This window comes from Sulfitobacter sp. HI0040 (assembly GCF_001634885.1).
In the GTDB taxonomy this organism is placed as follows: domain Bacteria; phylum Pseudomonadota; class Alphaproteobacteria; order Rhodobacterales; family Rhodobacteraceae; genus Sulfitobacter.
On record NZ_LWEX01000074.1, the window covers coordinates 1 to 7,267 of the forward strand.

Annotated in this window: 9 protein-coding genes; 3 read left to right on the forward strand and 6 right to left on the reverse strand. The window is 63.9% G+C overall.

Going from position 1 to position 7,267, the window contains the following annotated elements:
* A partial coding sequence (locus A3728_RS23660; protein WP_236630416.1) for a hypothetical protein occupies positions 1 to 182 on the reverse strand: 182 nt, incomplete at its 3' end.
* Positions 183 to 391: 209 nt separating this feature from the next.
* Between A3728_RS23660 and A3728_RS05920 the strand changes: the two genes are divergently transcribed.
* Positions 392 to 1,960 (forward strand): DUF4331 domain-containing protein, encoded by a 1,569-nt coding sequence (locus A3728_RS05920; RefSeq protein ID WP_067921133.1) that lies wholly within the window; start codon positions 392 to 394, stop codon positions 1,958 to 1,960.
* Between the two features lie 24 nt (positions 1,961 to 1,984).
* A complete protein-coding gene (locus tag A3728_RS05925; RefSeq protein WP_067921135.1) occupies positions 1,985 to 2,185 on the forward strand; it encodes a hypothetical protein in 201 nt (66 codons plus the stop codon).
* A 73-nt stretch (positions 2,186 to 2,258) separates the two neighbouring features.
* On the opposite strand, the gene A3728_RS05930 is transcribed toward A3728_RS05925, so the two are convergent.
* Genes A3728_RS05930 through A3728_RS05940 form a run of 3 tightly spaced genes read right to left on the reverse strand, consistent with a single transcriptional unit; the run spans position 2,259 to position 4,806 of the window.
* Positions 2,259 to 3,131, reverse strand: coding sequence for a general secretion pathway protein GspK (locus tag A3728_RS05930; protein ID WP_067921137.1), 873 nt, complete (start codon positions 3,129 to 3,131; stop codon positions 2,259 to 2,261).
* The gene (locus A3728_RS05935; protein WP_067921139.1) at positions 3,128 to 3,655 is read right to left on the reverse strand and encodes a type II secretion system protein GspJ; all 528 of its coding nucleotides are present in this window, start codon (positions 3,653 to 3,655) and stop codon (positions 3,128 to 3,130) included. The genes A3728_RS05930 and A3728_RS05935 overlap by 4 nt, the downstream gene beginning before the upstream one ends.
* The gene (locus tag A3728_RS05940; RefSeq protein ID WP_082850900.1) at positions 3,652 to 4,806 is read right to left on the reverse strand and encodes a penicillin-binding protein activator; all 1,155 of its coding nucleotides are present in this window, start codon (positions 4,804 to 4,806) and stop codon (positions 3,652 to 3,654) included. The genes A3728_RS05935 and A3728_RS05940 overlap by 4 nt, the downstream gene beginning before the upstream one ends.
* Between A3728_RS05940 and gspN the strand changes: the two genes are divergently transcribed.
* Positions 4,698 to 5,459 carry a type II secretion system protein N gene (gene gspN, locus A3728_RS05945; protein WP_067921143.1) on the forward strand — a complete coding sequence of 254 codons (762 nt, stop codon included), beginning with the start codon at positions 4,698 to 4,700 and terminating at the stop codon, positions 5,457 to 5,459. The two genes, A3728_RS05940 and gspN, sit on opposite strands and share 109 nt — an antisense overlap.
* Here the strand turns inward: gspN and gspF are convergent.
* Positions 5,456 to 6,673, reverse strand: a complete 1,218-nt coding sequence (gene gspF / locus A3728_RS05950) for a type II secretion system inner membrane protein GspF (protein WP_067921145.1) — start codon at positions 6,671 to 6,673, stop codon at positions 5,456 to 5,458. The genes gspN and gspF overlap by 4 nt on opposite strands.
* On the reverse strand, positions 6,673 to 7,267 hold a 595-nt coding region (locus A3728_RS05955; RefSeq protein ID WP_161489579.1), incomplete at its 5' end, for a GspE/PulE family protein. The genes gspF and A3728_RS05955, both read right to left, overlap by 1 nt.

The window sequence follows — 7,267 nt, forward strand, 5'->3', positions numbered from 1 at the left end:
TACCCGAAGATCGCCCCCCATAGACTGAGCGCCGGAAGAGCACCCGCGCAAGCGCCGTTCAGGACGATTCCCGCCCCAAGCAACGTTAACGTGTAAAGGTCGGGCAACCTGCGCGTTTTAAGGTCCAGCCAAATCAGCCGCGCCAGCATCATCCCGAGCAAGAGCGTCGCAATGATAGCCATGGTCCCATTCTGCAGGCCAAAAATTGGTAAATTCCTCAAATAGATAAAATAATTGTAATCAAATCAGAAAGTATTTGAAACTTACCTAACGTTCGTCCGTGACTGGGGGCAACGAGTAGCCTTTGCGACCTTCGCGGCCGCTTGTTCGAACGCTTTGAGATTTTCGCGTTCGCAGACTTTGACAGATTGTCGATTGCAGGGAGTACCAAATGAATAAACCCATCCACAACATTCTGCGGGGGACGACGGCCGCAGCCGTTTGCCTTACGGCAACCTTCGCGGGGGCATCGTCCCACCGTGAAGCGCCGGCCATCACGCAGACGCCGAAAATCGACGGAACAGATTTCTATATGTTCCGCAGCTATGAACCCGGTCGCGACGACTACGTGACCCTGATCGCCAACTATCAGCCGATCCAGGCCCCCTATGGCGGTCCGAACTACTTCACGATGGACGAAGACGCCATCTACGAGATCCACATCGACAACAACGGCGATGCGATCGAGGACCTGACGTTCCAGTTCCAGTTCGACAACAACCTGAAGAACGACACCGGCATCCAGCTGAACGTCGCAGGTGAAAGCGTAGCGATCCCGCTGCGTCAGGCTGGTCAGATCACTGCTGGTTCGCCGTCTGCCGCGCTGAACGAGTCTGAATCCTATACCGTCACCATGATCACGGGCGACCGTCGCACAGGCGCGCGCGCATCACTGACGACCTCTTCCGGTTCTGCAACGTTCATCAAACCGGTGGACTACATCGGCACGAAAACACTGCCGGATTACGACGCATATGCGAGCCGGTATATCTACAACAACGTGGATATCCCGAACTGCAGCGTCGACGGTCGTGTCTTCGCCGGTCAGCGGGCCGAAGCCTTTGCGGTGAACCTTGGCCAGATCTTTGACCTCGTGAACGTCTCGGGCGGACCGATCCAAGGCCCGGCCAACCCGATGTGGCCCCAGTATGGCAGCGGTCCCGGACCTGTCGTGCAGGATCGCGACAACGACGAACTGATTGGCACCTCCAACGTGACCAGCCTCGCGCTGGAGATCCCGATTGCCTGCCTGACACAGGGCAGCGATCCGGTCATCGGTGCCTGGACGACCTCCAGCCTGCCGCAGGCCGAACTGGAAGATCCGTCGCCCACTTATGAGCAGGCATCGCTCTACGGTGGTGCATGGGTCCAGCAGTCGCGGCTTTCCGCGCCGCTGGTCAACGAAGTGGTCATCGGTCTGCCGGATAAGAACCTGTTCAACGCGGCTGAACCGCGTCAGGACAGCGCACTTGCTGTCTACGTCACAAATCCGACGCTTCCGGTGCTGATCGAAACGCTGTTCCCCAGCGCGCCGGCTCCCAGCAACTACCCCCGTACCGACCTTGTCGCGGCTTTCCTGACCGGGTTCCCGGGCCTGAACCAGCCCGCGAATTTCGACGCGAAGAACGCGTCTGAAATGATGCGCCTGAACACGGCTATCGCCCCGACCCCGGCGGGTTCGCAGAGCACATTCGGCGTTGCCGGCGGTGATACAGCGGGCTTCCCCAATGGGCGTCGCCCGGGTGACGATGTCGTCGACATTGCCGTGCGGGTCGTGATGGGTCGTCTCTGCTACGATCTGCCGATCGGTTCCGGCGGTGCGGGTGTCAACCTCGGCTACTGCAGCCCTTCGGATGCTCCTGCGGGCAACGTGCCGTTCACCGATGGCGCACCCCTCAATGCGTCTGACGTGCAGTCCGTGTTCCCCTATCTGAACACACCGATCCCCGGCGCAACCTGAACCTGAACCGAAAGGAGAACCAATATGGTTAAAAAACTTTCTATCCTTACGGTTTGTCTCGGCGTACTGGCGGCCTGTAGCGGCAACAGCACCCTGTCTGACGGGTTGGCCCTTCTGGGTGAGGACTTCGCCCGCGCCTTCGCGCAGGACCGGAACGATGAGCCGATCTCTCTGGCGAACGTCACGCTTCGGCTTGCGCCCGAGCGGGAACCGTTCAATCCCTGATCCCCGCTTCGCCTCAGGGCGCTGCAGGACAGAAAAACAAGACGCGGCCCTTTCGGGGGCCGCGTTTCTCGTTTCAGGGTTCGTCTACCTCGATACCGGGCACGTCCGGGAAATCGACCGGCGCGATGTCACCGAAACGTCGGGAGATGACGGAAACAATCGGCACGTCCTGCAGGGACCGGCGCAACAGGCGCGCGTGAAGAGTGGTCTGGGTATCGTCGACCTCGGCACTGATCACGGCGTCATACGTGTCGGACGTGTAGCCGGCACCTGCAAGCGCAATGATGCCCATCCCCTGTAGGTCTTCCTTCGTCAAAAAGCCCTTTTCGTCCCGCAGTTGGATCGCTAGTCTGGCAGTCGTGAGATTACCCAGAACGGCAGCCAGCACCACGGGCCCCGCCGTGTTGACGTTGATCCCCCCCTGCGTCTTCAGAAACGTCACATGGGGTGCCAGTGCGGCGCGAACATCGGGCGCCAGTACCTCTACATCCGAAAGTCTGTTCTGCGGTCCTTCTCGCAGGAACCAGGTGATGATGTCAGCCGCGGCCCCTTCCGGTAGTTCGAGCACCGCGATGAGCCGTTGAAGGATCATCTGCTGGGTGACACCACCGTCGGAGAGAGAATTCAGATCGAAACGGGCCCGGGCATCCGAAAGCGCCACCGAAAAGCGACCCGTAGCAAGCTCGACCTCTTCCTGCGCAGCGGCATACCACGCTTCGGCATAGTGATCGGCCTCGGGTGCGACGATCATGTCCCGGCGCAATGCGACCTTCACTGAATCTTCGGCCCCCCGGGCCAATGCCTCCGCCCGGGCGGCATTCGCGGATTTGCGCACCCTGTCTACTTGCCGCTCTTGCGAGGTGAACATCAGCACCACCACCGCCGCACCAAGCGCCAGCGTCACAAGCACGTTGATCAGGATGATACCGGCGTCGGGGCGTTTCATCGCGGCACAATCCCCGGCAGATCGACAAGCCGCGCAACGCTCTCGCTTCCGTCCAGTTCCAGCATGAGTTCTACTGCTGTGGCGACCGGGGCCGCGCCCTCGGACGGCCAGAGCGCGAACCATTGGCGATCAACCGATAGCACGCGGAAAGACAAGCCCGCGACGCCTTCCAGCAATATCTGTCGCAGCGGCGGATTGTCCTCTCCCTCGTTCGAGGTTTCCCGAACTAGCGTGCTGCCGTCCAGCAGGTACCCGCGCCCCCCACTTTCCGCTTCGATCTCCAGACGTTCCTCCGACAGCGTGACCGAAAGTGGATCGGCCTGTGCGAAATCCCGGCTGAAGACCGTCAAAGCACGATCAACCGCGGCAAGATGTTCCAACCGGCCGTCTGTCCGGTCGCGCACCTGCAGGACCGCGTCGAGCATGGTGAAACCGGCAAGCCCCACAAGCGAGAACAGCGCGAGGGCCACCAGCATCTCCACCAGCGTGATCCCCGCGGCACCGTCGCGCGCGGCTTTGGTCATACCGCGGACGCACCGATCAGCGTTGTCGCCCCTTCGACGACGCTGAGCACGGCGAGGCCCCTCTCGCATTCGCCATCGGGCCGGAAGCGATATGGCCCCAGAACTCCGTCGAACCCCGCGTCGCGCAAAAGTCCCTTGCGGTCCTGCCGGCCCAGACGCCCCAGGATCCGCGCCATTTCAACTGCATCGAACGTCAGGCCGGCAACGATGCCGGCTTCGGCCTCGACCGTTTCTTCCAGTGCGATTGCAAAGGCTTCGAAACGCACCGGGTCGGGGGCAGCAAACCATCCACCGATAAGCGGCGGAATGCGAAACGGGGCAATCGAACTCCATTGTTCGGAGCCAAGAAGCTGAACGCCCGCCTGCTTGAGGGCTGCGGCCTGTGCCTCGAACGGGCCGCCAACCACCGGCAGATAGACGGCATCGGGCAGTTTGCCGCCATTCAACTCGCGCAGTCGCGATACCAGCCCACTGGCATCCCCGGCCACCAAGGGAGCCGGCATGGTCACGCCGAACTGGCCCGCGACCTGTCGCGCGGCTGCGGCGGACAATGTCCCGAAAGCCCCCGGCGGCACCACTGTCGTAATGTTGCGTTTGCCCCGCGTCGCCGCGAACCCGATGACCGCACGGGCCGACTGCTGGGGGGTGACGCCGAAGACGAAAAGGTTCTCCCCCGCGATTGAACTGTCGTTGGACAGGGTCACGACGGGAACGCCCCGGCCCACCGTGGCGGCGACGGCCTTGCTTTGCCCCGAAAACAGTGGCCCGAGGATCATCTGCGCACCGGCGGCCTTCGCCTGCCGCGCGGCGGCGACGGCACTGGCAGAGCTATCGCCCGCATCCAGAACCATCACCTCCGCCGATTGGTCGATCGGGATGCCGCCCAGACTTGCAGTAGCCGCCATGATCTGGCCTATTGAAGCACGCGGTCCCGACAGGGGCGCCAGAAGCGCGGCCTTGCCCACGGTTCCCACCGGGGGAAGATCATTGTCGCCGCCAAGGGACAGACCGTCCGCGCAGCCCGCCAGACCGAGGGAAACCGATGTTCCAGCAACGCACCGCAGAAGGCCCCGCCGCGACAGTCCCGGGCCGCCGTTTTCCCCGCGTTCGGAGCACGCTGCGCGTGATCTGGATCTCGCTGGTCGTGACATCGGTTTTCGCCCTCGTATTCGTTGTTTCGTTGCTCGTTACACTGCCGACTTCGGCGCTCCGGGAGTTTGCCACAGTCCCTGCGCAAGTCACAGGGCTATATGGCCGGATATGGGACGGTCAGGCCTCGCTCGACGGCGGTTATACGCTCGACTGGGCGATCCGGCCCGGGCAGTTGTTTACCGGTCGGGCGGTCTTCGACGCCACGCTCGCCGGGCCGGATACCCGGCTGCAGGGCACGCTCTTCGCGACCCCGTGGGAAATCGGCGCAAGCAATGTCACCGGCCGGGCCGGACCCGGGCTGCTTGACCTGCTGCCCGGCCTTGCCCTGCGCGACTGCACATCGCGGGCGGTCGCCGATATCTCCGGCCTGTCCATATCGCGCGGCGCGGCGGCGGCTGCGGGGGTCGTTTCTGTCGATGCCGGGGTCTGCAAGGATGCGCTGCAGCGCGATGCACCGATCCCGGCGATGAGGCTGGAACTCAGCACGCAGGGCAACGACGCCCAGGCGCAACTGCGCGACCGCGACAGCGAACTGGCCCGCCTGACGGTGACCGGCGATAGGCGGGCCATCCTCAGGCTGGAACCCGAAGGCGCCGTGCTGATCCCCGGGCTGCCGACCTCCGGACCCGTCATCGTCGAATATCCGTTCTAGTTCACCAGATTGTTCAGGTTCACGATGGGCAACAGGATCGACAGAACCAGCAGCATCACGATCCCGCCCATCAGCAGCAGCACCGCCGGTTCGACCAGGGCTACCAGCGCGGCCACCAGCGCGTTCAGATCCCGCGCCTGATCGTCCGCGGCGCGCGTCAATGTCTGCCCCAGCACGCCACCTGCCTCGCCGCTCGCGACCATCGCGACCAGCATGGGCGGAAAGACCTTGGCATCGTCGAGCGCGCGCGACAGCGCCGTGCCTTCGCGTACCCGGGCCGTGGCCTCTTCGACGCGGGCGCGCAGGTAAAGGTTGGGCACGGTCTGCGACGCTGCAGCCAGCGCATCGACCAGCGGCACGCGGCTGACCGTCAGCGTTGCCAGCGTCCCCGCGAACTGGACCGCGTTTGCCTTCAGCACGAACCCGCGGGTCAGCCGAAACCGCGCCAGAAACCGGTGCCAGCCCAACCGGATCGCGGGCTGGCGCAACAAGAGCACCGAAGCGAAGATCGCCCCCGCCAGTGCGAGCAGCACCGCCACCCCCCATTCCGTGACAAAGCTGCTGATCCGGATGAGCGAGCGGGTCAAAAAAGGCAGCTCTGCCCCCCGTGATGTAAAGACGCGTACGATATCGGGCACCACGAAGGTCAGCAACGCCACGATCACCGCAAGCGATACGACCGCCAGTATCGCGGGATAGAGCAGTGCAAGCTGGACAGTCTGGCGGTTCTTGTCCCGCGTCTCGACGAAGCCCGAAAGATGTTCCATCACCTGCCCCAGTTGGCCGGAGGCCTCCCCCGCCGCAACAGAGGCGCGGTAATAGTCGCCGAAGGTGGCGGGATAATCCCCCAGCGCATTGGCAAAGCTGCGGCCGTCCAGAATGGCCGCCCGCAGGTTCAGAAGAAGCGAGGAGACCGCCGTATTTCCGCTTTGGTCGGCGACGGTCTTCAACGCCTGTTCGATGCCGATACCGCTGCCCACGAGCGTGGCGAGTTGCCGGGTCAGCAGCGTCAGGGCGCGGCCCGATATCCGCCGTCGCCCGAAAGCCGCCCGCTGGGGCGCGGCGCCGCGCTTCGCGACGGTGGGTTCGACCGATATGGGCGACAGGTTGCGCCCCCGGAGCGCCGCCCGCGCGGCAGGTGCGCTCGCGGCCTCGATGATCCCCTTGGCCGTCTTTCCCCGCGCATCCAGCGCCTGATAGGCAAAGGCCGGCATCAGACGGGTATCTCCGCCGGATCCTCGTGCACGGCGCGCACGACCTCCTGCACGGTCGTCTCACCCTTGCGGATCTTGGCGATCCCGTCAGAGAGGATCCCGGGGCCACGTTCGCGCGCCGCGGCGGAAAGATCGGCTTCGGAAGCACCTTCATGCATCATCCGCTCAAGCCCGGAATCGACCTCGATCACTTCGTAGAGCGGCAGCCGCCCGCGGTAGCCACTGTCATTGCAATTGCCGCAGCCGCCGCTCTTCCGAACGACCTCTCCGGCAGGCAGCTTGTTCGACAGCAGCGCGCTTTCCGCTTCGGTCACGACATGATCCTGCAGGCAATCCGGGCAGTTGCGCCGCACCAGCCGCTGCGCGATCAGCCCGCGCAGCATCGGCGCAAGCAGGAACCTCTCCACCCCCATTTCCACCAGCCGCGCGACGGCGCCCACGGCGGTATTGGTATGCAGGGTGGAGATCAGCAAATGCCCGGTCATCGCGCTTTCGACGGCGATCTGCGCCGTTTCCCGGTCCCGGATTTCGCCCACCATGATAACGTCCGGGTCCTGCCGCAGAATGGCGCGAAGGCCCCGGGCAAACGACAGA

Bases quoted from the DNA above. Each gene is read 5' to 3' on its own strand.
- A3728_RS05920 (WP_067921133.1), top strand. From the start codon at position 392: ATGAATAAACCCATCCACAACATTCTGCGGGGGACGACGGCCGCAGCC.
- A3728_RS05925 (WP_067921135.1), top strand. From the start codon at position 1,985: ATGGTTAAAAAACTTTCTATCCTTACGGTTTGTCTCGGCGTACTGGCG.
- A3728_RS05930 (WP_067921137.1), bottom strand. From the start codon at position 3,131: ATGAAACGCCCCGACGCCGGTATCATCCTGATCAACGTGCTTGTGACG.
- A3728_RS05935 (WP_067921139.1), bottom strand. From the start codon at position 3,655: ATGACCAAAGCCGCGCGCGACGGTGCCGCGGGGATCACGCTGGTGGAG.
- gspN (WP_067921143.1), top strand. From the start codon at position 4,698: ATGTTCCAGCAACGCACCGCAGAAGGCCCCGCCGCGACAGTCCCGGGC.
- A3728_RS05940 (WP_082850900.1), bottom strand. From the start codon at position 4,806: ATGTCACGACCAGCGAGATCCAGATCACGCGCAGCGTGCTCCGAACGC.
- gspF (WP_067921145.1), bottom strand. From the start codon at position 6,673: ATGCCGGCCTTTGCCTATCAGGCGCTGGATGCGCGGGGAAAGACGGCC.